24 protein-coding genes and 2 pseudogenes are annotated in these 23,698 nt (G+C 49.0%); 9 read left to right on the top strand and 17 right to left on the bottom strand.

What is annotated here, in order from left to right:
• Positions 1-29: 29 nt before the first annotated feature.
• Positions 30-1,157, bottom strand: coding sequence for a cytochrome c oxidase subunit II (gene coxB, locus BOP96_RS11895; RefSeq protein WP_014716323.1), 1,128 nt, complete (start codon positions 1,155-1,157; stop codon positions 30-32).
• A 369-nt stretch (positions 1,158-1,526) separates the two neighbouring features.
• On the opposite strand from coxB, the gene BOP96_RS11890 reads away from it, so the two are divergent.
• Positions 1,527-2,174: a hypothetical protein gene (locus BOP96_RS11890; protein WP_003187334.1), complete on the top strand. Its 648-nt coding sequence runs from the start codon at positions 1,527-1,529 to the stop codon at positions 2,172-2,174.
• A gap of 67 nt (positions 2,175-2,241) precedes the next feature.
• Here BOP96_RS11890 and BOP96_RS11885 read toward each other — a convergent pair whose 3' ends face one another.
• The 3 genes and pseudogenes from BOP96_RS11885 to BOP96_RS11875 form a co-directional block, all read right to left on the bottom strand.
• Positions 2,242-3,783: a SulP family inorganic anion transporter gene (locus tag BOP96_RS11885; protein WP_014716321.1), complete on the bottom strand. Its 1,542-nt coding sequence runs from the start codon at positions 3,781-3,783 to the stop codon at positions 2,242-2,244.
• 85 nt (positions 3,784-3,868) lie between these two features.
• On the bottom strand, positions 3,869-4,600 hold the full coding sequence (locus tag BOP96_RS11880) for a carbonic anhydrase (protein ID WP_003187331.1): 732 nt from the start codon (positions 4,598-4,600) through the stop codon (positions 3,869-3,871).
• A 228-nt stretch (positions 4,601-4,828) separates the two neighbouring features.
• A pseudogene (locus BOP96_RS11875) lies at positions 4,829-5,665 on the bottom strand (PA0069 family radical SAM protein); the annotation flags it as partial.
• A gap of 38 nt (positions 5,666-5,703) precedes the next feature.
• Here BOP96_RS11875 and BOP96_RS11870 point away from each other — a divergent pair.
• The 4 genes from BOP96_RS11870 (at position 5,704) to BOP96_RS11855 (ending at position 10,124) form a co-directional block, all read left to right on the top strand.
• Complete coding sequence (locus BOP96_RS11870) at positions 5,704-7,332, top strand: recombinase family protein (RefSeq protein WP_073452787.1); 1,629 nt, start codon at positions 5,704-5,706, stop codon at positions 7,330-7,332.
• Between the two features lie 408 nt (positions 7,333-7,740).
• On the top strand, positions 7,741-8,079 hold the full coding sequence (locus tag BOP96_RS11865; RefSeq protein WP_073452784.1) for a hypothetical protein: 339 nt from the start codon (positions 7,741-7,743) through the stop codon (positions 8,077-8,079).
• A gap of 69 nt (positions 8,080-8,148) precedes the next feature.
• Positions 8,149-8,511, top strand: a complete 363-nt coding sequence (gene mobC, locus BOP96_RS11860; protein WP_073452782.1) for a plasmid mobilization relaxosome protein MobC — start codon at positions 8,149-8,151, stop codon at positions 8,509-8,511.
• Complete coding sequence (locus tag BOP96_RS11855; RefSeq protein WP_073452779.1) at positions 8,508-10,124, top strand: relaxase/mobilization nuclease domain-containing protein; 1,617 nt, start codon at positions 8,508-8,510, stop codon at positions 10,122-10,124. The genes mobC and BOP96_RS11855 overlap by 4 nt, the downstream gene beginning before the upstream one ends.
• Before the next feature lie 73 nt (positions 10,125-10,197).
• Here the strand turns inward: BOP96_RS11855 and BOP96_RS30480 are convergent, their stop codons facing one another.
• Genes BOP96_RS30480 through BOP96_RS11840 form a run of 3 tightly spaced genes read right to left on the bottom strand, consistent with a single transcriptional unit; the run spans position 10,198 to position 12,232 of the window.
• Positions 10,198-10,875 carry a hypothetical protein gene (locus tag BOP96_RS30480; protein ID WP_238346835.1) on the bottom strand — a complete coding sequence of 226 codons (678 nt, stop codon included), beginning with the start codon at positions 10,873-10,875 and terminating at the stop codon, positions 10,198-10,200.
• Between the two features lie 17 nt (positions 10,876-10,892).
• On the bottom strand, positions 10,893-11,261 hold the full coding sequence (locus tag BOP96_RS11845) for a hypothetical protein (protein WP_073452777.1): 369 nt from the start codon (positions 11,259-11,261) through the stop codon (positions 10,893-10,895).
• Positions 11,252-12,232 carry a RepB family plasmid replication initiator protein gene (locus tag BOP96_RS11840; protein ID WP_073452774.1) on the bottom strand — a complete coding sequence of 327 codons (981 nt, stop codon included), beginning with the start codon at positions 12,230-12,232 and terminating at the stop codon, positions 11,252-11,254. The genes BOP96_RS11845 and BOP96_RS11840 overlap by 10 nt, the downstream gene beginning before the upstream one ends.
• A 425-nt stretch (positions 12,233-12,657) precedes the next feature.
• On the opposite strand from BOP96_RS11840, the gene BOP96_RS11835 reads away from it, so the two are divergent.
• The 3 genes from BOP96_RS11835 (at position 12,658) to BOP96_RS11825 (ending at position 14,572) form a co-directional block, all read left to right on the top strand.
• Entirely contained in the window at positions 12,658-13,053 is a 396-nt protein-coding gene (locus tag BOP96_RS11835) for a hypothetical protein (RefSeq protein WP_130898288.1), read from the top strand.
• 14 nt (positions 13,054-13,067) lie between these two features.
• A complete protein-coding gene (locus BOP96_RS11830; RefSeq protein ID WP_073452770.1) occupies positions 13,068-13,505 on the top strand; it encodes a hypothetical protein in 438 nt (145 codons plus the stop codon).
• Between the two features lie 341 nt (positions 13,506-13,846).
• Positions 13,847-14,572 carry a hypothetical protein gene (locus tag BOP96_RS11825; protein WP_073452768.1) on the top strand — a complete coding sequence of 242 codons (726 nt, stop codon included), beginning with the start codon at positions 13,847-13,849 and terminating at the stop codon, positions 14,570-14,572.
• 268 nt (positions 14,573-14,840) lie between these two features.
• Here BOP96_RS11825 and BOP96_RS11820 read toward each other — a convergent pair whose 3' ends face one another.
• The 10 genes and pseudogenes from BOP96_RS11820 to BOP96_RS11780 form a co-directional block, all read right to left on the bottom strand.
• Complete coding sequence (locus BOP96_RS11820; RefSeq protein ID WP_073452766.1) at positions 14,841-15,284, bottom strand: hypothetical protein; 444 nt, start codon at positions 15,282-15,284, stop codon at positions 14,841-14,843.
• Positions 15,285-15,585: 301 nt separating this feature from the next.
• Complete coding sequence (locus BOP96_RS11815) at positions 15,586-16,170, bottom strand: hypothetical protein (RefSeq protein ID WP_020301969.1); 585 nt, start codon at positions 16,168-16,170, stop codon at positions 15,586-15,588.
• 66 nt (positions 16,171-16,236) lie between these two features.
• Complete coding sequence (locus tag BOP96_RS11810; RefSeq protein WP_073452764.1) at positions 16,237-16,563, bottom strand: hypothetical protein; 327 nt, start codon at positions 16,561-16,563, stop codon at positions 16,237-16,239.
• Between the two features lie 206 nt (positions 16,564-16,769).
• Complete coding sequence (locus BOP96_RS11805; protein WP_073452762.1) at positions 16,770-17,369, bottom strand: DUF4326 domain-containing protein; 600 nt, start codon at positions 17,367-17,369, stop codon at positions 16,770-16,772.
• A complete protein-coding gene (locus tag BOP96_RS11800) occupies positions 17,366-17,809 on the bottom strand; it encodes a DUF488 domain-containing protein (RefSeq protein ID WP_073452760.1) in 444 nt (147 codons plus the stop codon). The genes BOP96_RS11805 and BOP96_RS11800 overlap by 4 nt, the downstream gene beginning before the upstream one ends.
• Before the next feature lies 1 nt (position 17,810).
• Positions 17,811-18,491 (bottom strand): dual OB domain-containing protein, encoded by a 681-nt coding sequence (locus tag BOP96_RS29555; RefSeq protein ID WP_138726216.1) that lies wholly within the window; start codon positions 18,489-18,491, stop codon positions 17,811-17,813.
• A 117-nt stretch (positions 18,492-18,608) separates the two neighbouring features.
• A pseudogene (locus BOP96_RS11795) lies at positions 18,609-18,836 on the bottom strand (PA0069 family radical SAM protein); the annotation flags it as partial.
• Positions 18,837-18,918: 82 nt separating this feature from the next.
• Positions 18,919-20,217, bottom strand: coding sequence for a cytochrome c (locus BOP96_RS11790; protein ID WP_073452756.1), 1,299 nt, complete (start codon positions 20,215-20,217; stop codon positions 18,919-18,921).
• A gap of 12 nt (positions 20,218-20,229) precedes the next feature.
• Complete coding sequence (locus BOP96_RS11785) at positions 20,230-22,014, bottom strand: GMC family oxidoreductase (protein WP_014716318.1); 1,785 nt, start codon at positions 22,012-22,014, stop codon at positions 20,230-20,232.
• A gap of 2 nt (positions 22,015-22,016) precedes the next feature.
• Positions 22,017-22,769 carry a gluconate 2-dehydrogenase subunit 3 family protein gene (locus tag BOP96_RS11780; protein WP_014716317.1) on the bottom strand — a complete coding sequence of 251 codons (753 nt, stop codon included), beginning with the start codon at positions 22,767-22,769 and terminating at the stop codon, positions 22,017-22,019.
• Positions 22,770-23,044: 275 nt separating this feature from the next.
• On the opposite strand from BOP96_RS11780, the gene BOP96_RS11775 reads away from it, so the two are divergent.
• Entirely contained in the window at positions 23,045-23,695 is a 651-nt protein-coding gene (locus BOP96_RS11775; RefSeq protein WP_073452753.1) for a dual specificity protein phosphatase family protein, read from the top strand.
• Positions 23,696-23,698 lie beyond the last annotated feature (3 nt).

Below are 23,698 nucleotides of genomic sequence, written 5' to 3'. Positions count from 1 at the left end.
GCGATTCAGGGCATTGGCAATGAAAGTCGTCATTTGCTTTGGGCCTGTTTCAGAGCCAGCACGTCTTTGGGCGTGACCATGTCGCCTTTGTTATTGCCCCAGGCGTTACGCTCATAGGTCACCACGGCGGCGATATCCACTTCAGAGAGCTGCTTGCCGAAGGCTGCCATCGCGGTGCCGGGCTTGCCGTGATACACGATGCTCAGATGGTCTTTGGCCGGCCCGGTGGCGATTTTCGAGCCCTTGAGCGCTGGGAACATCGGTGGCAAGCCTTGGCCCTCGGCCTGGTGACAGGCCACGCAAGTGGTGTGATAGACCTTGTCGCCACGTGCCACCAGTTCGTCCAGTGTCCATTCTTTGGAGGTCAACTCCTTGAGCTTGGCGGCCTCCTCCTTGCGCTCGCCCAGCCAGGTGTCGTAGTCGGCCTTGGACTTGACCTCCACCACGATGGGCATGAAGCCATGGTCCTTGCCACACAGTTCGGCGCACTGGCCACGGTAGATGCCGGGCTTCTCGACGCGGGTCCAGGCCTCGTTGACGAAGCCAGGGATAGCATCGCGCTTGACCGCAAAGGCCGGCACCCACCAGGAGTGGATCACATCGGCAGCGGTCACCAGAAAGCGCACCTTGGCGCCCACCGGCAATACCAGCGGCTGGTCGACTTCCAACAGGTAGTGCTCACCCTTGGTGGCCTGGTTATGGATCTGCTCGGCGGGGGTGGCCAGGTTGCTGAAGAACTCCACATCCTGACCCAGGTATTTGTAGTGCCACTTCCACTGATAGCCGGTGACCTGGATATCGATATCCGACTCACTGCTGTCGTAGATGTTGATCAGGGTCTTGGTGGCCGGAATAGCCATGGCCACCAGGATCAGCAAGGGCACCACGGTCCAGAGGATTTCCACGGTGGTGCTTTCGTGGAACTTGGCCGCTACCTGGCCCGTGGACCGACGGTGCAGGATCATCGACCAGAACATCGCGCCAAACACGACGATGCCGATCACCACACAGATCCAGAAAATGGTCATGTGCAGGTCAAACACAGCGTGGCTGACTTCAGTAGCCCCTGGCGCCATATTCGTAGTCCAGGCGGCGTGCGCCTGGCCGAATACCGACCACAACAGGAGGCCCATCCAAACGTGTGGATGTCGCGTCATTGCGGGTTCCCCTTTATGTTTCTTGTTATCCCGCCGGTTTGCACCTGCGGCGAAGGGAGCGGCTTCCATACTGCTTACAACCGCCAAGCCTTGCCTGCGTCATGCAGTTGGGCGTCATCAGCTAATTGCGTACAAAATCGAGTATAGACAGCCGTAGCAACCCCGCAATGTGTGGGGGCAAATGAATAGAAACAGACAGACGGAGCCCGTAAAATAGGCAGCGGAATCGTTTATCCGACGAACGATGGCATTTCGATATAACCCCTGCCTATAACCATGAAATAATTATGACAAATGCGTCTTAGGCGCTCGTATAAACGAACTACCTTATCTTCTCCCTTTTCCTACGCCTGCTTCACTGGAGCCCTCATGAACACCGCCGCATTGCGCGAGCAGATTTCCCGTGCCCATCAACACGAAGCCAGCACCGGCCAGCTCGTCAGCCAGCTGAAAAAACAAGTGCCGCACCTGCATTCGTCCATCGCCCTGGCTGACGGTGATCGCAACATGGTCATGACCCGTTTTGTGACCGCTTACATCGACCTGGTTCCTGATTTGCTCGACGCCGCCAATGACGTGGCCCGTGAGGCCGGGATTGAAAGCCAGATCAAACCGGTACTGAAAATCGCTGAACATTTCTTCCTGCAGCCGCCAGCGATTCTGGCCGGACACGACGGCCTTGATGGCCTGCTGGATGAGGCCTACCTGGCGCATCGCCTGGTCGAAGAAGTGAACGATCTGTATATCAAGCATTTTGGCCAGCCGTTGATTCCAGCGGATACCACCGTGGCCAACGTGATCGCCCATCAACTGATCGGTGAAGACTTCGCCAACCAATTGGATGAAGCCGTGCACCTGGCGGTGGATGAGATGCTTAACGAGGAAAGCTTTGCGCTGGAGTCGGTCGAGGCCTATCGCGAACAGCTCAAGAGCCCGCAGACCGAAGCGTCCTGGAAGCGCTGGCCATGCCTGTCGCGCCAGCTTGGGGTTGAGCTGTCGCTGGATCAGCCTGCGTAGACTTCAGATCCGATAGGGATCCAATGTGGGAGCCGGGCAAGCCCGGCTCCCACAGTTTTTTGAGCGGTCAGGCAGGCGCTGAGCCGATCCCCACCGTTGTCCGCACCCGACCTTCCAGCCGACGCTTCAACCCACGCGCCTCGATCACCAACGTCGAGCCCTTGGCCGCGTTGGCCCGGCCCCATTCTTCTAGCAACTCCAGGCAAGAGTGGTCGATGTAACTCAAGTTGCTCAACGGCACATGCAGGGTGGTCCCCGCAGGCACCGCCGACAACACCTGAGTCAACGCCGGCACCTTCAGAAAGGTCGCCGCCCCCGTCAAACGCAGCTCCATCTCACCTTCCTGGGGCAGGTCGATCAGGCTGACTTTCAGGCGCGAGGCCTTGAAGGCCAACTTGAGCAATGTGAGCCCGAAACCCACCAGCACGCCGGTCAGCAAATCGGTAAAGATGATTGCCAGGGCGGTGGCCGCATAGGTGAACATCGGCATCCGCCCATAGCGCCCCAGCGCCTTGAACGCCTTGACGTCTACCAGCTTGATCCCGGTGTATACCAGCACACCCGCCAGGCTCGCGACCGGAATGCTCTGCAGCACGCTCGACAGCAAAAGCACGAAACCCAGCAACCACAGGCCATGGAACATCGCCGACAGACGCGTGGTAGCACCAGCCTGGACGTTAGCCGAGCTGCGTACGATCACGCCGGTCATTGGCAATGCACCCACCAGGCCGCAGAGCATGTTGCCCACGCCTTGGGCCGACAATTCCTTGTCGAAATCGGAACGTTGACCACTGTGCATACGGTCCACCGCTGCGGCAGACAGCAGGGTTTCGGCACTGGCAATAAACGCCACGGCGAATGCCGCGATCAAAAGCTGTGGATCTGCCAGGTTCAGCAGGTCGCTGGGGCGCAGCCAGTCGATAGCGTCCGCCAGGTTTTCCGGGACTTCCACGCGCTTGACCTGCAACGCCAGCACCAGGCTGGCGACGGTCGCCAGGCCCACGCCAAGCAACGCGCCAGGCACAAACCGCAGTTGTTGCGGGCGGAATTTGTCCCACAGGTACATCACCAACATCGTCGACAGGCCGAGTACGCCAGCCTGCCAGCCGAGACCGCCGCCGAAGGTAGGAATCGCTTCAGCCAGCGCTGCCGGGAAGCCAGCCAGGTTATCCAGCCCTGACGGCTTGGGCGCGCCGTCGAGCATCACATGGATCTGCGACAGCACGATCAACACGCCAATGCCGGCCAACATGCCGTAGACCACCGCCGGCGCGGTAACGCGAAACCAGCAGCCCAGGCGCAAACGCCCGGCCACCAATTGCAGGAAGCCGGCCAGCAACAGGATCGGCCCCAGCATCAGCATGCCGTGCTGGCGCACCAGTTCGAACACCAGTACCGCCAGACCCGCCGCCGGGCCGCTGACTTGCAGCGGCGAGCCGGCCAACCAGCCCACCACCAAGCCGCCGATGATGCCAGTGATCAGGCCTTTGGCCGGCGGCATGCCGGACGCAATCGCGATGCCCATGCACAGTGGCAAGGCGACCAGAAAAACAACCACCGAGGCGAGCAGCTCCCGTGGCAATACAGCTTTCAATTGAGCAGCACGCATGATGACTCTCCCGAGGCATTCGCCGGGCGCGGTAAAGCCTGGCTGCATCCATGGCAGCCACCGCATTACCCGGCAGGGAAGTGTTTTAGAAGCGCGCTTTAGGCGTCGCTGAAGGGATCGGCTCGGTGCCGTTCAGCGGTCGGAACGCCGCTTTGTCCGCATCGTAGGCCCGGATTTCGCTGGTCTCGATGTTGTAGATCCAACCATGGATAAACAAATGACCATTGGCCATGCGCGAAGCCACGGAAGGGTGGGTGCGCAAATGTTGCAGTTGGGCGATGACGTTTTCTTCGGTCAGCACCGCCATGCTCTCGCCTTCGTTGGCGCAGTCGCAGTTGTCATGGACCATTGTCTTGGCGACCTCGGCGTGACGCAACCAGGCCTTGACCGTTGGCATCTTCTCCAGGCTGTCGGGGTTGAGCACCGCACGCATGGCGCCGCAGTCCGAATGCCCGCACACGATGATGTGCTGTACGCCAAGGGCGAGCACCGCGTACTCGATAGCGGTGGAAACACCACCGTTCATCTGGCCGTAAGGCGGCACCACGTTACCGACGTTACGGGTCACGAACAGGTCGCCTGGGGAGCTTTGGGTAATCAGCTCGGGCACGATGCGCGAGTCGGCGCAGGTGATGAACATCGCCCGTGGGCTCTGGGCGGTGGCGAGTTTCTTGAAGAGTTCTTCCTGCTGGGGGAAGACGTCGTGATGGAAATGCAAAAAGCCGTCAACGATATGCTGCAGCGCTGCATCGGCGGATTCCGCCACCTGAGGGGCTGAAGCCGACGCAGCCAACGGCTGTTTATCCTTGTCACTCATGATTCATCCTCTTGATCAATGCAGGGGAGGGTTCAGGTCAGTTCGACGCCATGGCGGTGAAATAGTTGTAAAACAAGCACCGGCCAGGCCGCCGACTCATCAGTCACTCGCTGAACAAGGTAACCGTCGAAACTTAACTCAAACTGAATGAACCGCTCTAGAACGCGGGTTTCAGTGATATCAAAACGCGACTATTCCTACAGCAAAGGTGCGTGTCTCTCCATCAGTCTACAACAAAGCCATCTGCCTGCCCGGTGGGCAAAACACCGTGCAATCGAGGTTGAACCCTTCCCGCCGATTCAGCCCCAGGCGCTTGATTGCCTTGCTGAAACGCTGCGCCAGCAAATCGGCAAACGGCCCCTCACCACGCATGCGCACGCCAAACCGGCTGTCATACACCTCACCCCCGCGCACCTGGCGCACCAGGCTCATCACATGGGCCGCACGCTGGGGGTAATGGGCCGCCAACCACTCCTCGAATAACGGCGCCACCTCCAACGGCAGGCGCAGCATCATATACGCCGCGCTTTGTGCGCCGGCCGCGTGAGCTTCGGTAAGCAGGCTCTCCAGCTCGCTGTCGTTGATCATCGGGATCATTGGCGAGCACAGCACGCCCACCGGGATACCCGCGTCGCGCATTACCCGAATCGCCCGCAGCCGTGCCTTGGGCGCTGCGGTGCGCGGTTCCAGGATGCGCTTGAGCTCATCGTCCAGGCTGGTGAGGCTGATCATCACCGCCACCAGGCGCTGGCGGGCCAACTCGGTCAGCAGGTCGAGGTCGCGCAGGATCAGCGAGCCCTTGGTGATGATCGTCACTGGGTGGCGGTAGCGCAGCAGGACTTGAAGGGTTTGCCGGGTGATCCGGTATTCGCGCTCGATTGGCTGGTACGGATCGGTATTGGAGCCCAGGTTGATCGGCGCACACACGTAGCCCGGCTTCGACAACTGCTGTTCCAGCACATCGGCCGCGTTGCTCTTGGCAATCAATCTGGTTTCAAAGTCCAGCCCGGGCGACATGTCCCAATAGGCATGGCTGGGCCGTGCATAGCAGTAGATGCAGACATGTTACGCTATACGTTCCATTGCACCGGGTTGATTAAAAAATGACCAAAAAATGCTTTCCCTACGTTCGCTTTTCCTCGACCCGGCAAGAAGACGGCAGCACCAGAACCCGCCAAAACGAGCTTATAGACGCTTTCGTCACCAAGCATGGCTTGGAGGTGGATCGACACCTTGAAGACGCTGGTACGTCAGCTCACCGGGGGAAAAACGCCAGTGCTGAAGGCGTGTTAGGTCAGTTTTTGCGTCAAGTGAGAATGGGCGAAATCGACAAGGGTTCGTATCTCTTGATTGAAAACTTCGACCGGCTCTCGCGTGACAAAATTGTCCGCAGTAACAAAATTTTTTCCGATCTCCTTTACGCCGGTATCAAGATCGTCATTCTTGATAAAAACAAAATCTATGATGCTGATAATCTAGATTTCGGGGATTGGATCAGTGCCTTAGTAGAGTTTGAACGAGCAAACGCAGAGAGTGAGCGAAAAAGCGACTTTTCAAGCAAAGCATGGAAATTTAATCGCGAAAAAATGCGAAACGGTGAAATCGTCACTAAAAAGGTGCCGACTTGGTTAAAAGTCGAAAACAATGCTTTTGTCATTGACCAAGTAAAAGTCGAACGAATTAACACGCTTTTCAAGCTTTCATTGTCGAAAGGTCTACAAGAAGCAACGCGAGAATATAACGATCTTTATAGTGAAAAGCTCGCTATTCACCAGACACAATACCTATTGTCTAATCGTAAACTGATTGGCGAGCATTCCCCGCAAAAAATCCATTATGACGAAGGTGGACAACTAAAACGTAAAGACGAAGGCGATGCCATACCGAATTATTACCCCGCCGTTGTCGATGAAAAGCTTTTCTATCAGGTTCAAGAAGTAATCAAATCCCGTAGACCTTTCGCGGGTAGATACTCTAATCAACGATATAACGTTTTTCGTGACCTGATTTATTGCAAATGGTGTGGCGGCACCATCCGCTATATGAATAAAGGTGAAAGGGATTATTTCATTTGCACCAATTCAATGACCGGAAAATGCGATCTAAATAGCCATTTTGGTCAATTGTCGATCCGAGGTAAAAAATTATTTGGCATGTTCTTCGCTTTCACAGATGGTTTGAATGTTTCGGCTTTGCTTGAAGAAAACACACAGGCCGAGGAACTGAAAACACAAATCATGAAAATGGAAGCGAATAGAGATCAAATCACTAGTAGGCTTGACGACTTCAAGATCGACGTTAAAAACATGATTATGAGCGGTAAAACCATACCATCTACTTACAACGAGTTGATCGCAGAACTAGAAAGCAACCGCACCCATATAGATCGAGAAATCGAAAGCGAAACTAAAAAACTTGATTTGATATACATGTCTGAAAAATCGTTTTCAGGTTTGAAATCGAATGACATTAGCGAAATAATTTATGATCGCTCTGATGAAGCCATTGAAAAACGTGTGAGATACAATAGCGAGCTGAAAAAGATAATTAAGCATATTCGTATAGATTATCTAGAAAACGCCCTTGAAATCGAATTCTTTAACGGCGTCCAAAGGTTTATAGATCAAGATGGCAACACCGGGGATCAAATCATAGGTTTCGAGCCACCAGAATTTGAGCCAGAAGATGAAGAACGCTTTGATCTTAAAGCTGGCTATCAATCACAAGAATAACCGCACCGCAATAAAGTCTATCCATCAAACGTATAAAAGAGGCTGTCATTAATTTGATAGCCTTTTTTTATGCAGTCTAAAAATCACACGGTAAAAGAGCACATAAATAATCTAATCATCAAACGTTTTATGTCGGACACTTTTCTGTCATACAGATATGTCGGACACTATTGAAAACATTAAAATATATGATACAACTTTTATATAGGCTTCTAAAAGAACAGGCAAGCAATGGAAACGTCCGACATTTAACTTCGTTAAATTTGTCGGGCACAAAAAAACCTTCGGTCTTTTTTGTTCCGTTTCCTTCTTGATTTTCGCACTTCGTTTGAAAATGGTAAGGCAAAAGCAAGTCCCTGCAATGCCTTCGGACATTACAGAAAAATAAACTTAAACATGAGGAAAATTATGAAAGACAAAAAAGACACTAACGTATTCGACTTTGATGCACACAAATCTAAGAAGCCAAATAGCTCAGCAGGTGAAGATCTAGATCAACTATACAAACTAATTAACGGACTTAATGAGGGAAGCGTATTCAATTTGAAAGAAGGGGTAGTAGAAGAAATATTATTAGGTAGTGACGACCATGAAAAAATCAAGTTTATCACTTATCTTCTTGGCGAGGTTTTTACACACGACCTGATAAAAGATGAAATCAAATTACAATGTATGGGTGCCTTCACCTATGGATTAAATGTAATTATTCATGGTGATCTCGAAGGTGATGACGTTTCGAAAAGCTAATGATCCACCAACGAACAACAGGCCCCGGCCTTTGTTCACCAAATTAAAAACACATCGATCAGGAGAAACATGGCACAAGATAAAGTATCAATAAGAATTTCAAAAGAAGACATGCAAAAATTCAACGAACTCGCTTTTAGTCTTTCAATGACTAAAACAGCAGTAATCAAAAAAATCGTTAACGATGGCTTTGCTCAAACTGTCGAAATCACCAACGACGATCTTCTCGCTTCTTTTTCAAAAATCGAAAAAATGCTCGAAGGCATTGGGAACAATGTTAACCAGATGGCGAGGAAGGTGAACGCTGGCGGCAGGTTCACAGAGCAAGACAGTAAAACACTTGAACAAGTATCTGACCGCTTTGAAAAGCTCTATGACTTCGTTGCAACTAAAACAAAAAAAACAGTAATCAAAAAAAGAGGTTCAAAATGATCAGGGACGTAAAAAGCAAACTCCCTGACAATGCTGCGACCACTCGCACAATGAATTATATTTTAGAAAAAGCCGAGTTGGTTGGCGGTAGTGAAGAAAAATTTGACAACACCAGCATGGAAGAATATGCGGAATTCGGGGCGAAGAAATTCAGGCAGGTTAACAACAAGTATCAATCTAAAACTGGCCGAACTCAGGAAATAGAAGCAGTACATGAAATCATCAGCTTTCACACTGATGATAAAGTTTCGCCTGAAATAGCCCGTGATTTGGCTTTAACCGTTTGGCGTAACGTTCTTGACTTAGATAATCGAAAACACCGTTGGGCAGTTCATACTGACACCGATGAAATTCACGTTCATCTTGTATGGAATAAAAGAGACAACAAAGGAAACCTTTACACTAAGCATAACGATTTTGCTTTATTTGAAAAAGCTTGTCAGGAAATCGAAGAAGAATACGGGTTAAAAGTCGTTGAAAACAGAAAGTCTTTAAATCCCGGAATGCCTACAAGTCCAAAACCATCGAACGAATATAGGCTTGAAAACCGCGGCATTAAATCCGAGAAGAAAAAATTTAAAGAGGCTGTAAACGCTGTGACTGAAATGGCCATTACAGCCGGTGAGTTCCTTGAGTTCCTCCATGCTGACGGCTTCACCTTGATCACCAACGGCAACAATGCGTACTCAATGGAGAAAGACGGCCAGATCTTCAAAGCCTCTGAGGTTGGAGCTTCTTACAAAGCTCTTAAAGCCCGTTTTGGCGACGATCCCCTGTTCTCCGACACGCTTGCAAGTCTTGGAGTAAAAACGGCTCCTATACGTGAAATGGGCAGCGTTGGCGGCGATTTTCATGATGAGCAATCAAGCATCACCGAAAAAAGGATCAAGAAATCTAATCGCGTCCTAGATACTCGCTTCGATACCCCTGATGGTCATGATTTCTATTATAAAGGGACGAACAAGAAAGCTTTTGAATACAGCGATCGCACGGCCACTTTCAACACCACCAGCCCAATGGCGATTAAAGCGGGCTTGCAGAAGCTCACAGAGAGCGGCAAACCCCAAACCCTGCACTTAACAGGAACGCACGATTTTAAGCGTAATGCGTGGCTACAATTCCAAATGATGGGACTAGACCAAAAAGGGTATTCATTAAGTGGTTTTACACCTAACGCCAACGATAAAGCAGAGCTTGAAAAATTTAAGCTTGAAAATCCAGCGTTTAAGAAGCCGGTTGAAGCGATTAGCGTTACATCTTCACCGACTAATAAGCCAGCTAAAAAGCCAGCTAAAAAGCCACATCCTACAACACCTGTTAAAAAAGCGGTGGATCATCTTGAAGATCCTAAATCAAAAAGCTTTATACCTCCTGTAAATGCTGACGATGATACGAAAGCCAAAAGGCTTGGAAAAACCGGGGCCGTTGGTATAGCCGATGGACTTGTTAAGACTGCTGATGTATTCGCAGTGCATGATGCCGCAGGTTCGATGAATGAAAAACTTTCTGAGATGCGTGTTCTTGCTGCACAAGCTAAAAACAGTCAAAGCAGTTCCGAAAACGAAGCTTATCAAAACGAAAAAAGAAGAAGGCAGCAGTTAAGACCAGATTAAAAAAACGCCTTATGGCGTTTGTTTTTTCTTAGATTTCATCATGAACATTCACCAACTGGGATCGTTGCTTATTTCAAATCAATTTCAAGTAAAGCAACTCTAATTTTAACGCCCTAATGCGGTGATAGCGGTCGAACATTGCGGCTTTTCTTTCATCGCTTGGGATCATCTGGTCATTCTTGTAAGCGTCGAATTCTTTTTGTAATGAATATATTCTAATGCTGAAATGTTCAAGCATTGCTCTGCAATATTCTTCGTTCATATTATCCCCCCGTTGATTTATTTTGCTTGTCGAAATCAAAAGCACATACATTGTTTTTTCGTCGTATGTTTCATATACATTAAATGACTGTTTTGCTTCACCCATAAACGCCGAATTTTTGCATAGTTCCGGCTTTCCAATATTGAGATAACATTGGCCTTTATAGGCCATCATTCCGAAATCTCGACCATACTTAATAGGGACGGTTATAACTCCATCGTTACTCATCATTTCAATTTCATGATTATCCGCAAGTGACTGAACTGCGACCCTCGTTTCATCGCCCGACGAACAAACACAAATTTTGAATTGTTCATCTATCTTTTTAATAGCATCGTGAGATTTAAAACCGTGCAACATTAGCGAAGCGTAATCCTTGTTTCTTTGCTCTCTGCATTTGCTATCGCTCCACCATGCAGGGTCATCAGCAAAAGAAGCGTTGACTGATAATAAAAGCGTTAAAGCGGTGATTAAATTTCTTACATTCATTTGCCCTCTGATCGATGTTAAACCGTTGGCGGTTTTGGGTTCATTTTTGGTGCTGGATTGTTAACAACTCCTTTCATCATTTCGATCATATCTTCCATGGCGTAGTGGTAATCAAGCTCACTTATTAACTCACCAGTAAACGGATTGAAAACTAGACCCCCCTTGATCTTATTTTCGATCAGTTCACTATTTTCAATAGATGTTTGTGCTAGCGATAACAATTGATACAAAGCTTTAATGTCCTTTATTTCGCCCAATTTTGCAGATATAGACGATCTAATCACGTCGCTTTTTATTAGGTGAATAAGTGCCTCAATTCTCATTATCAAAGCTTCTACTATTAAGCCGGGCAATTGCGGTTTCTGTTCTTCTTTTTTCATCTCCATTCTTCGTCTCCGTCATCTGTTAATTCATTTGGTGCTTTTGGCTCTTCAATTTCTTCGTAAAAATCCTCACTCAACTCACGATCAAAATCGTCTGAATTAGACCCTTTAACGGCTTTCTTTTCGATGCTTGCCGCTTTCTTTTTTTCAGCAATTGCCTTTTTTTCTTTAAAATCTTTGTAGAGCGAATTATAACTGTAGTCGACTAAAAATCTTGTAGTTACTCGATTAGTTTTATCTTCTTTAAAACCTTCAATTAGGCCCATTTCTTGGAGTGCCTCATTGGCCTTTCTTATTTTCATTATGAACGTTTTACAAGGCATTTTATCGCTGATGCGGAAACGTTCTTTTAACATGTCAACGCTGAAATAGTTTGTTTTGTTGCGTCTATTACAAACGTACAATACATAAAGAATTCGCTGATATTCATTAGTTAATAAGCTCAGCATCTTCGTGTCGATCTCGTACAACTCTTTTAGGCTACCAAAAAAATCAATAAAACGTTTTGATACTTCAATCTTTCCGCCTTTTTTAGTCAGCTCGCCGATAATGAAGTTTAGAAAAACAGTTTTCGTTCCATCTTCTGTTTCTTCTTCATATTCAATATTGATCTTATTGAGCTTTCTAATTGACTGCTTGAAGATCGAAAAATACATTGTTCTATGTGATATTTTAACATCAAAGTCATTCATTATTTCATCAAGAGTAAATTCAAATTCATTGCTTTTGCTGCTGTATACTTTTCGCAAAATAAAAAGAAATACTTCAAAGTCATTGAATATAGTCAGCGACGTTGAAGCAATATGAATGTTTTTAGCATTGTGGTTTTTAGCTATTTCAAAGCCTCTCGGCTCTTTGTGAGCGTTTATTGTGTTGAACAATGGAAGAGCTAGGAAAACGCGTGGAACTGATACATAACCTTTGAGTTTGAACACCTCTTTTTCTTTACCGCTTTCCTTTAAAATGTATTTCATGGTTATTTTTCACCCTTGTTATACCTATAATTAACCACAAAAAAAACTAATTACAAGATTAAGGCAGTAAAAAAATAACAAATGCTGTTAACCGTATTATCATGCTTTGAGATTATCCATATTTTAAAAGATAAACCACTTTAAAAAATAAGGAGCGTTAACCGAAAGGGGGTAAATAAATAAGGAGCGTTAACTGGGGTTTTTAAGATTTCCTTATCCTTGCGGGCTTATTCGAACGTTTTCACAAAAGAAAAGATATTTACTTCGTAAATCTATATATAAGATGTAGGGCAGAACGTCAAAAGCTCATCTGGTGGATCTAAAATCAAAAACCTTTCTGGTAAGAGCTTAGGCCCTTTATTTTGACATTTTCAAGGATTGATTTTAAAATCAATTTTCCATAACCATGTGCAATGGACAATATTTTGAAAATTGGTGAGATTTTTGTAAATACACAACTTATCCATAGTGCTTTAAGTGATGAGTGGTGGAGAGGATCGAAGGCCGACAAGCCATCAGACTGTCTTTATTTTGATCGATATTGCATCGACATATTGGAGATTAAGAAGCCGGTTGATCTTGGCTTATTCGGCGTTGAAGCAGCTTTGAAGGCAGCATTAAAGCCCTATGTCCTTTATGTCATTCTTTACACCCTTCAACTTGAAGCGTCTGAAATTGAAGATCAAGAAAACCTTGAACATGGTCGTAGTTCCATCGCTGAATTGGTTGATGCCAATTGGCAAGAATTTTACGAGCGTATCAATATAGAGTTCAGCCGTTTTCTGGTTTATTTATCCTCCGATGATCAATCCTATTCTTGAAGGAAAAAAGAAAAATGTCGAAATTGCTTGATCTACTCGCACAGCAAAAACAGCTTGAAGAACAAATCAAGAACCTAAGAGAAAATGAAGAAGAAGCAAAAGTCATCGAATTTGTTGAAGAGCTTGAAACCCTTCGCGTCAAATACGGCTATTCAGTGGCTGAATTTGTTGATGTGGTGCATTCCCTTCACCAAATCAAAACCCCCGCTAAAACACCTAAAAGCGTGAGCGAGGACGTACCAAAGGCACCCAAGGAGCCTAGCGATAAATGGAAAGTGCAGATTGACGGCGTTGAATTTATCTTGAAGAAGGCGAAGCAAGGCATTGCCAGTCAAGCCATGAAAGATAAAGGATTTAAAACCTACGCTTTGTTTTTGGCTGACCTGATGCAGAAAAACGAGGTTGATACGTTCGAAGCTTTGATCGACAAACTCAAAGCCGAAAAGATCTAAAATCTAGCGACACCATGAAGCCCCCTAACCGGGGCTTTTTTGTGCCTGATGATGTTAGGCCCTTTATTTTGACAATTTATTTTTCAATAAAATATCGACAATTTTATTTTGGAATATCTTGCAAATTTTTGAGTTTTGTCATTTTTGTGATGGTTGTATTTTGGCTTAGACAAGCCATTAATTGCGTGTCAATAGTAAGTTGGAAATATATTTAAGGTCGAATATTATTTAAAAATAGGGTTAGACAATAAAGCCCATTCATGAAAATAGTGCGGCCCTTTAGTTTGACATTATCTTTTTCTGTGTTCTAATTTTAAGTAACAAAACAGAAAAGGAGATTTATGAATAATACTAAATTTAACCCGGTCGAATTAGGTAGCCAAGTTTTTTGCATGAATGCGACTTTTGGTAAAGATAAAACGTTTCAACACGGTCATGCAAAAGCGGTTATTGGTGTTCATGTAGTTGATATAAGCACAAAACACCTATTGATCACAGATAACAAATCTACGTTGTCTAATGTGCAATATTTATTGAAAGACTATTTCGCATCTTCTCAATATCAAGACGCTACCCATAAGAAATTTCACATCATTGATCTTGATCAGTATGATTACGATGCGGCATCTATAAAGCTCACTAGGACACATAAATTTAAGCCGGTTTCATCTTTGTCCAAATGCCAGAAGCTTACGAGAATAATAACCCGTAAAACACCGTCATCAAACGGCATAGAGATTGATCCAGTATTGAGAATGGCTTTTGAAGGAATGTTAGAGCCTGACGACTTTTTCAAATTTCAAGAAGTCCGCACAGAGTTTAGGGTTTCGATTTCACTTGTAAAAAATAGAAAGTTGATCAAAAAAATGACTGTCAATATTGGCTATTTCACGTTGATCGTTGGTTCAAAGCCATATGACTATCAAGAAGAAGACAGCAAGCAGAAAAAGGCCACTAGGCCATCATTATCTAATCCGGTTTATAAAGATGATGGTATTGAGTTTATGGCTACATTTAACGACCGTAAAAAGGACTATCGAGATATGGTTGATATCATGAAAATTTAAAAATCTTGATTTAAAGGGAAAAAACAAAAAAAGGCTCATTCATGGGCTTTTTACGTTTTTCGTGGTCCGCTTTAAGAGATCATTGATCTTGATCAAATCGGCTTTTTAAATTTCAAATGTCAATAACCCGTTATTGGGAAATAACACGGCAATAGATTATTGAAATTCCCCGTTTTTACGGCATTTACTTTATTAGGTGTTAGGCCCTTTATTTTGACTTTCCAAGCAAAGCTACCACCAGAATAGGCGAGCCGCTGCACGCCTTGTTTTAGTATCGATTGCAAATAGTCTGTGTGCCTATTTGATTGCAATAAGTGGTTTTATTCTGTTCCTGTTGATTTTGCAGGTTTTGCCACGCTTGTGCTTCCTGTGCGGCCTGCTGATTTTGTGCCTCGATCTGATTTTTTCTTTGCATGATATTCATCGCCAATGTGTTGCAATCACCTTGCGACGGGTTGACCGAATCCGCTATCTGCTTAGCTCGGCTCATGAAATAATTTTGGTCGAATTGCCAAGTGTTAAGATTTGCCATCGAATATTGCTGACCACGGGCACCTGTATCTGGTGGCATGTTTCCGCTGGCAACGCATTTATGGATGCCTATCAATTGAGTAGCAAATGCAGTGTATTGGCTATCAGAAAGCGGTGGCTTTTGCGTTACGCAGCCAGTCAGTAGTGATCCAGCAACCAGCACAAAAATTATTTTTTTCATTCGCCATCCTTAGAGATCGTTGAGTAGTGGCCCTGCAATGGCACCTTGCGTTGATTCTACCCAACCCTACGGATGCCGTGCCACACATCGCGTATCCCGGCGATTTTCTGCACGGGTACAAGTCCCCGCACATCAAACCACCCTGATCGAAGCCTAGGAGCTTTTAACGCATCATTGGCCGGGCGTTCGCAACCGGGCCAATACCCACGGAGTGAGAAAAGCCGGGGGTTAGGTATGATCCCAGTGATGAAACGACACCCAGAAAATCACAGGTTAAACGCTACCGTCTTGACTGCAAACGCTATTGCAGTGGACCGCCAACGTTCAACTGTCCGCGTCTATTCAAATCATTGACTAGCCAGATCCCCGCTTTTGTCATCAAGGCATAGGTTGCCGCCGTAAATCCGGCTTGGAAGTTATCGGTGGCTTTTGTGATTTTCCCATCGCCGTGGATTTGAAAGTCTTTTACGTTGCCTTCAAACCCATGGGGCGTCCCAACGTCAACTGTGAATAAGTCTACTAGTTCAAAATATTTATTCATGTCCACATCCTTGATTTCATAATCAAGATTGTGTGCGAAATTATTTCTTATTTTGTTCAGGTGTTTCAGCGGTCGGGCCAGTTCGGCGGGTAGCCCAGATGCGACAGCAGTTGTAAGTCTTTCGTTAAAATGTCGGAGGATTTCAGCTCCCTTGCCTTGCCCACTGGTGAAGAATTCAATATTTTCGGGTGCAATCCGCTCTTTTAAATATACGTTTAAAAATCGCTCGCAGATCAATTGAAGTCGCAGCACACAATCGCCATCGTCTTTTTTATCCAAAACACTTGCGTACAATTCTGGATCAATGAACTTTGTAAAGTCGTGATTTAGCTGAACGTAAGCCATACTATTCTCCCTATGATTAAAGCCCACCCACACATGATCAGTCGCATAGATGGGCCGTGTCCTTTACTAGATTTCCAGATTTAGTTTTTCGCTCAGCAGTTCATAGAAGTCTTCACGCTTACGGGGGTTTTTCAGTTCTGAGCAGCACTCTTCCAAGGCGATGAGGGCTTGCGTTTCGGTGATTTTGAACCTGTTGACCAGCGGTTTTAGCTTAGTGTCATATATGTATTGAAGCTCATTGTAATCACCACATTGACCGCACGAGACGAGGGAAGCGTCTCGCTTACCCCCACCCTTTGCATCCTCGTAATCGTATTGGTCATTGATATCTTTGATAGACGTAGGGTTCGCCTTCAGTAACTTGGCGAGAATTTCGTCAATTCTACTAGACATGCTGGTCGTATCCCTTGACTGAGTGATCAAGCCTACATGGTGGCATAGTGCCCGACTTTCAAGCCCTGTTTCCATGTCTTGCCGCGATTACTCCCGGTATGATCCCAGTGATGAAAAGACACCCAAGAAATCACAGGTTAAACGCTACCGTCTTAATCCATTCTGCAACACACGAGAAATTTCACGAGCAATCGAATGGCCGTTTTTCATTTCCCATCGTCTTGGGAATTGAGATAGTTAGCTATCACGTCACCATGGCAGGCGGCAGGCTTGCAGTGGCAACCAAGTGTCTTACCTCGGAGCTTTTCGATGTTTTCATCAAATTTTTCCGGTAATTTCAAAAAGCGTTTTTCGAAATCATAAGCAAACTTGGCTATAACTTCGTCGCGTGTGCCTTCTTTTCCCATCTGGTATGGATTGCCCCACAGGGTTCCCCTACCAATGTAAACATCATAGCTGTCACCGTTGTCTTTGTTAGACACCTTGGTAATTTTCAAATTTATAATTCTTGTGGGTATTTCTTTTTCTCGCAATTCATTATCGAGTATAAAGAAACAATTCCGCTCTTCATCTTGAAAAAGAATGGCGTGCGTGACTTTGTTCAACGCTTCTTTATCCGAGCCGAAAAGAATTGCCTGCAAACCCTTTGACTTTGAATATTTTTCGATAAAGTCGTTTTCGTCACGCACAAAAATCAGCTCTACTTTTTCAAGAGAGCTGATAATTTTATCGACTTTCCTCTCAAATTTCGAATATGAGAGGAAGTCGATAGGATATGCAATTAAGACTTTTGCATCTTTACTCATACTAAATCTTTGAGAACCGCATCAGATTGATCCCACGCTTGCTTGAGATAGTTCGCAACAAGCCGCCTATGGCACTGATGCGGCTGATGCTCACTGCAAAGCAAGCATCCTTCATCAATGATTTCAGGCTTTACATGTTTTTCAATATTTCGCTTCGCCATAAGATTGAGGAATTTATCTTCATACTGCTGCCAAGAAATTTCCTTTTTTTGGTATGGCGATAAAATCTCTTTCGTTGGTGCGAGTTCTGGCAGATGCACGTATTCAACGTCACATAACTCTTTTAGAAAATATTTCAAATCATCTCTTTTTGCAAACCCTGAGAGTTGAGAAATATTGTTCAATCGAACGTCAACAATTCGCTTTGTGCCTGATAGTTTTATCAAAGAGAAAAAGCGTTCTGCTTTTTTCTCGGTAAAACCGATTGTAAAAATTTTCATATTATCCCCTGAAAATCTCTGCCACAATTTTCGTGGTGTTTCCATTGGCGAACGGTTCTCCCAAGCTGATCGTCATTGCTTGGATATTTTTCATTTCATAATTACCAACACCACGGCCACGAAAATGATCTTGTGCCCAAAGATCAGTGGTTGTTAACGCGTATTTAACGCCATTATAGTGAAAATTAAGGCGTATTTTTATTTTATCATCTCGCTCTTTTGCAACGGATACATTCAAATGTCCGCCATCCGGTTGAACTATTACAAGAGACGACGGCTGGTCTAGGGCTAGACGATGCCCCGAAATTTTATCGTTTTCACCGTATTCACTGCTGTCACCATTACTCCAAAGAGCGTTTGGAGCATCAATCCATTGGTGTATATTTCTTTGATCGAGCCTGCCCAACTTTATCCATCCGGTGCCGGATACTATTAAATTTTCATGCTGGAAGGTATCAGGTTCCCGGACAGTAAATTCAATACGAATAATGTCCAATATTTGAGCAAATTGATTTTGGCCATAATTCATTTGAGCAAATGTAATTTGTCTTTTGCCTACGGTTGGGCTTACCGGCCTGATCCATTCGCCAGAGCGGTCACCACCGTATATTTTTCCCGCGATGCATCTCCCTCCATGCTTCCACGAGTTTGCAAGACAGACCATATCTAATGTGTGCGGCATTGACGTACCCCTTCCGTGATGGCGATGTGCTTCACATACTCGCCTGACGCACTGTACCTATCAACCCCCGTTTCATGGACTCTACTAGATTTTGGAACCTATCGCTGAACATATTCAACCATGTTCACAACCGCGATACGGATTGATGGACCGATCAAACGGCAAGTCCGGGGAGGTGTTGCGGGTGATGATGGTCTTGGCCGTTTCGATACGCACTTCGGTGCCTTGGGTCGGCGGCACTTCCTGGTACCAACCGTCGTCCTCGGCCACGCTGACGGTGGGTGCAAAGCGATTGTGCAGGTTGGTGGCCGTACCCCGGCCACGGGGCGGCAGCGCAGTAGACATGAAAACGCCTCGATACTGTTTTTATATACAGTATCGAGGCGCGAAGCTTCTGACCAGTGCCGTTGGGCGGTCAGCGAACTTATCAGTGCTTTTGCGTCACCTGCCCCAGGTCATCACCCGAGGTGGTGTGCAGATCGTTTTTGCGCAGATCCGCCACATCGCTCGCCTTGACCGGTGCGCCCTGGTTGCCCCAACTGCCACGGATAAAACTGACCACATCCGCCACTTCCTGGTCCGACAGACGCCAGGCAAACGCCGGCATGGTGAAGGTTGACGGCGCCGCATGGGTGGCCGGCAAAGTGCCGCCGTTCAACACAATGTTGATCAACGACGTGGCATCTGCCGTCTGCAACACCGGGTTGCCCGCCAGCGCCGGGAATACCCGCGTATAGCCATAGCCGTCGGTACGGTGGCAGGCCGCGCAGTTGTCGATGTACACCGACGCACCCGGTTTGCTGTCATCCCCCTTCCACAGCGCTTGCGCTACCTGCTTGTCGTACTGGTGCGGCTGATCCTTGGGATCGACAGCCGGCAGGCTCTTGAGGTAACGGGCGATGGCGGTCAGGTCATCTTCCGACATGTACTGCATGCTGTGCACGACCACATCACTCATGCCGCCGAATACCGCGCTGCGGTCGCTGCGACCGGTCTTGAGGAACTGCACCAACTGCTCCTCGCTCCAGCTGCCGAGGCCGTCCTTGTGGTCGCCGCGCAGGCTTTTGGCAATCCAGCCTTCCAACGGTGCACTGCCAGACAGGAAGGCGCTGCCGTCCGTAGCACTCAGGGCTTTTTCCTGCATGGTCAGGGCACGCGGCGTATGGCAGGCGCCGCAATGTCCGAGACCTTCCACCAGGTAGGCACCGCGATCGATCACCGGGTCGGCAGCGGCTTGCGGCTGATGCGCCTCGACTGCCGGGGCAAACATCCAGCGCCAGGCCGCCAACGGCCAACGCATGCTCAGGGGCCAGGGTATATCGCTGTCCTTGTTTTCCTGGGCGACCGGTTCGACCCCCTTCATGAAGTACGCATACAACGCTTGCATATCGCTGTCGCTGACGCGCGCGTAAGACGGGTAGGGCATCGCCGGGTAAAGCGTACTACCGTTCTTGGCGACGCCATGGCGCACGGCCTTGTCGAAATCCTCGAAGCTGTAGTCGCCCAGGCCGGTCTTGTCCGGGGTGATGTTGGTGGAATAGATCACGCCAATCGGTGTTTCCATCGGCAGGCCGCCAGCGAAGGGCTTGCCACCCTTGGCGGTATGGCAGGCAACACAGTCGCCGGCGCGCGCCAGGTATTCACCCTGTTTGATCAGATCGGTTTCGGCAGCGCTGATCGAGCAGCTGCTGAACAGCGCCAGGGAGGCAATAACGAATGCTTTCATGGTCATCGCTCCTTATGCCTGAACCAGTGGGCCGGGGTTTTTGAGGTACTGCTCGCGAATCGCGCGAGCCGACCAATAGGTCAACGCTGCCACCAGGCCGGTAGGGTTGTAGCCCAAGCCTTGTGGGAAAGCGGAAGCACCAGGGACGAAGACGTTGTGCACATCCCAGCTCTGCAAGTAGCGGTTCAACGCACTGGTTTTCGGGTCGGTACCCATGATCGCGCCACCGTTGAGGTGGGTGGTCTGGTAGGAGGCGGTATTGAAATGCTCACCGACCTTTTTACCCAGCACGGCGATGGCCTTGGGGTTCATGGCCTGGGCCACTTTGCCCATTTTTTCCATCATGAAGCGGTTCATCTTGATGTCGTTTTCTTGCCAGTCGAAGGTCATGCGCAGCAGCGGCAGGCCGTAGGCATCGCGGTAAACCGGGTCCAGATCCAGGTAGTTGCTGCGGTAGGACTGATGGGCACCGTGGGAATCCATTGAGACTTGATGGGTGTAGTAATCGGCGGTGGCGCGCTTCCAGGCACTGCCCCACGCCGGGGTGCCCGGCGGGTTGGACGTACCGGCAATCGGCCGGCTGCCCGCCTGGTTGACCCACATCGGCGACCCCCCCACAAAGCCATGGGGGCCATGGTCAAAGTTGTCGGCGTTGAAGTCGTCGATGGCCACGCCATTGCCGCCCGCGCCGATAAAGTTGTTGGTGTGGGTGTCCTTGTCGAAGAACGCCTTGATGGTGCCCATGTTCTGGTAGGCGAAGTTGCGGCCTACCACACCCTCGTTGGTAATCGGGTCGTAGGGCTTGCCGATGCCCGACAGCAGCATCAGGCGCACGTTATGGAACTGGAATGCGCCAAGAATCACCAGGTCGGCCGGTTGTTCACATTCGCGGCCCTGGGCGTCGATGTAGGTCACGCCGGTGGCTTTCTTCTTGGTGCTGTCGAGGTTGACCTTGAGCACGTGGGAATTGGGCCGCAGCTCGAAGTTGGGCACCTGGCGCAAGGCCGGCAGGATGTTCACGTTCGGCGAGGCTTTGGAATACATGTAGCACACGTAGCCACTGCAAAAACCGCAGAAGTTGCACGGGCCCATCTGCGCACCGTAGGGGTTGGTGTACGGCCCCGACGTGTTGGCCGAAGGCAGGTTGTAAGGTTTGTAACCTACGTCGGTCGCCGCTTTCTGAAACAGCTGGGCGGAGACGGTATTTTTCTGCGCCGCAAGCGGGAACGGGTTGGAGCGATCCGGCGCGTAGGGGTTGCCGCCACGGCCTTCGCCGACCAGTTGGCCCTTGACCGTCCAGGCTTGCCCGGAGGTGCCAAAGACTTTTTCCGCATAATCGAAAAACGGCTCCAGCTCTTCATAGCTGACGCCGAAGTCCTGGATGGTCATGTCCTTGGGAATGAAGTTCTTCCCGTAGCGCTCTTCGTAATGGCTGCGCATGCGCAGCTCAATCGGGTCGACGCGAAAATGCACGCCCGACCAGTGCAGCCCCGCACCACCAACACCGTTACCCGGCAGGAATGCGCCCAACTGGCGATTGGGCAGGGCAACGTCATTCACGCTGTGGCGAATGGTCACCGTTTCTTTGGAGATGTCCTGGAACAGCTTCTTACGCACGCTGTAGGTCAGTTCGTCGATGACCTGGGGATAGTTGCCGTCTGGGTAAGTGTCCTGCATCGGGCCGCGCTCCAGCGCTACCACGTTGAGGCCCGCTTCTGTCAGCTCTTTGGCCATGATCGCGCCCGTCCAGCCGAAGCCCACAATCACTGCATCCACTTTCTTCATGATGGTCGCCACGTTTATGCCCTCTCGCCGCGAATGGAAACAGCCGGGAAGGGGTATTGCTCGTTGCGTTCCACCCAATCCATAAAGTCGGCGCGGGCGCCGGGGAAGCCGATCATGGTCCAGCCGACCATGCCTTTATTACCGCCGTGGATAGGGTCGCAGAAGAAGCCTTCCTTGGTGTTTTGCAGCAAAAGGTTGAAGAACATCTTGGGCGGCACCGCGTCGAAGTGCGCCGCCACTTCGCTGCCGCCAGCCTCCAGACGCCTGAGCATATCGTCTCGGGTAGCGCTGTCTTGCGCAGCAAAAGCTTTACCGTTGAACGCTTTCGACCAGGCATCCGTCGCAGCAATACCCAGGCGATAGATCTCCTTGGGCACCAATTTGCTCTGCCAGCCCATCTCCGGCGCCGCATCGGCATTGAACGGGCCTTGCATGAACCACAGAGCGCCACTGGCGTAAGGGGTGTTCATCTGGCGGTCGATGTATTCCGGCGCGCCAGCCTCCAAGGCACCGGGTCCCTGGGCGTCAGCGGGAATCAAGCGCTCGACGGCGGCGTTGATAAACGCCCATTCCTCGGCCGTGAAATAGCTCGGCTCATAGGCTTTATCGCTCGCCGCAGGTTTGGCCGGCTCGGCCTGGGCCGGTGCCGGAGTGGCCATCAACATCGAACCGCCAAGGCCAGTGCTGGCAACCGTGACCACCGGGATCAAGGTCAAGGATTTGCGTAAAAAGTCACGCCGGGGGTTGTCTTGATCTTGATCAGACATAGGTACACCTCATCATGTGGTCACGGGTTTATCCGCCGCTTCTGGGAGCAGCGTGAAGGCTTTGCGGCTAATTGGATCCAAGCAGATACAGCACAATGGCAAACATTAGTTACAAATGATAGCAGGCTAAGAATTCAGAGGCGTCAATTCGGCGACAAAAACACCGGATCAGATAGCAAGTATCACGATTCTTTGACGCGAACCTCACGCCTTATTGACCCGCCGTGAGTGAGCCTGTGGCCCATCAACCACTTCCTCGCTCGGTCACAACGTTCATGTTCAACACACGCATACTGCTCGCTCTCGGCCTGGCGCTCATGAGCCTGCTCAACACCGTACAAGCCGATGAGGCTGCGTCGATCCGCTCGCCGGAATGGGCCCAGCCGGTGGGTAACCAATACAACCTGCATCAAATGACACCCACGCTCTATCGCAGTGCATTGCCGGACGAGCGTGCGCTGCCGCTGTTGCACACGCTCAAGATCGCTACGGTCATCAACTTCCTGCCGGAATCTGATGCGCAGTGGCTCCAATCATCTGATATCAAACAGGTGCAGTTGAGTTATCGCACCAACCACGTCGACGATGCCGACGTGCTGGCGGCGATCAGGGCGATTCAGGCAGCAGAGGCCGATGGCCCGGTGTTGATGCATTGCAAGCACGGCGCCGACCGCACCGGCCTGATGGCAGCGATGTATCGGGTGGTGGTTCAAGGGTGGAGCAAGGAGGACGCGCTGAACGAAATGACCTTGGGCGGCTTTGGCAGCAGCAATGGTTTCAAGGACGGCGTTCGCTACATGATAAAAGCTGATGTCGACAAGTTGCGTACAGCTTTGGCGAATGGGGATTGCAGCACCAGCGCCTTTGCGTTGTGCTCAATGAAAGACTGGATCACCACAACGGGCCAGCAAGAGAAAAAATTGTAGGAG

It is taken from the genome of Pseudomonas sp. FSL W5-0203 (assembly GCF_001896155.1).
Lineage (GTDB): Bacteria > Pseudomonadota > Gammaproteobacteria > Pseudomonadales > Pseudomonadaceae > Aquipseudomonas > Aquipseudomonas paracarnis.
The sequence above is the reverse complement of the archived record's forward strand: the minus strand, read 5'-3'. Positions and strand labels throughout refer to the sequence as shown.